Source organism: Psychrobacter sp. 1U2, from assembly GCF_051847575.1.
In genome coordinates this window covers 1-1,337 of the sequence record NZ_JBPYDC010000238.1, presented here as the reverse complement: position 1 = coordinate 1,337, position 1,337 = coordinate 1, and the positions used below count along the sequence as shown (strand labels likewise).

The 1,337-nt window shown below is 43.0% G+C and carries 1 protein-coding gene; it reads left to right on the top strand.

Going from position 1 to position 1,337, the window contains the following annotated elements; genetic code table 11:
• Positions 1 to 1,016 (top strand): carboxy terminal-processing peptidase (locus tag ACS8FD_RS14805; RefSeq protein WP_439276416.1); only part of this gene is annotated, 1,016 nt, incomplete at its 5' end.
• Between the last annotated feature and the right edge of the window lie 321 nt (positions 1,017 to 1,337).

Genomic DNA, 1,337 nt, shown 5'->3' with positions numbered 1-1,337 from the left:
ATCGTGCGCGGCGCAATGGTGAAGATTATCGTAGTGTCAGTGTTGATACTGAAAAGGCAATCAAAGCCCTAAATAAAGAAAATATCGATGGTCTGGTGGTGGATCTGCGTAACAATCCAGGCGGCTCTTTGGATGAAGTAGCAAAGATGCTAGGGTTATTTATCAAAGGTGGGCCATTAGTACAAATACGCGATAACCGTGGCAATGTCCAAGTATATCGCGATGATGATGGTGGTAAACAGCTATATGATGGCAAGGTAGTGGTACTCACAAATTTAGCCTCAGCGTCTGCTAGTGAGATTTTCGCGGCAGCGATACAGGACTATGGCCGAGGTTTGGTGGTTGGTAGCACAACGACAGGTAAAGGCTCTGCACAGATTCAGCTGGACAATCTAGCGCTGGGTTCTGCAACATTAACTCAGCGTAAGTTTTATCGTATTACAGGGGGTAGTACACAGAATAAAGGGGTTGTACCTGATGTAGAGCTGGTCAATATTTATGATGACGCTACCTTTGGTGAGCGCGCACAGAAAAAAGCGCTACCATGGGATACTATCAAAACAGCGGCATATAAGCCTGAAGGTAAGTTTGCTTCAGACACGCTTGCCACCTTGAACCAGCAATCGAAAATACGTCAACAGCAAAATCCGCAGTTTGTTTATCTATCTACTCTAAATGACATACGCGATATGGATGATGAAAAAAAGCCCATTGATTTGGATATAAATAGTCGCCGAGCGAAGATGGAGTTGATTGAGCAGCGCTCATTGCAAGCTGAGAATAAACGTTTAATAGCGACAGGTAAGAGTCCATATGCCAATTGGGATACTTATCAAGCAGCCATGGATGCAAAATTTGAAGAGCGCAGCAAAATGAAAGTTGATGAACGTCCGCAGCTACCAGAGGACGAAGCCTTTATCAGCGAGGCGGCTTATTTAATGCTAAGCGCTGATCCAAAAGCGACGCTCAGTCCTAAAGAAAAACTGCAAACAACACAAGCAACAATAGAGCCTTAAATACCTTGAACATTTTCTGTAAGCTTATGCTTACAGAAAATGTCGTTTCAACCTCTTACTAAGCAAGGGGCAATCTGCGATTATAGACCCACTGCACAGTTTGACGATACTATGTTTAATACTAGGGATTGGTATTTGTAGATTGTTTATAAATTGTTTCAGGGATGGATTGCTCATTACGGATGATAAGGCTGGATGCCTAACAGTTATACTATGTCTTGGGATTGGGTATAGCATAACGTAAACAAGGATGGTTGGTGATAGAAACCGCATAGCGCTTGTCGTTGTGCGGTTTTATTACGTTTGAAAGGGATTGGTTTT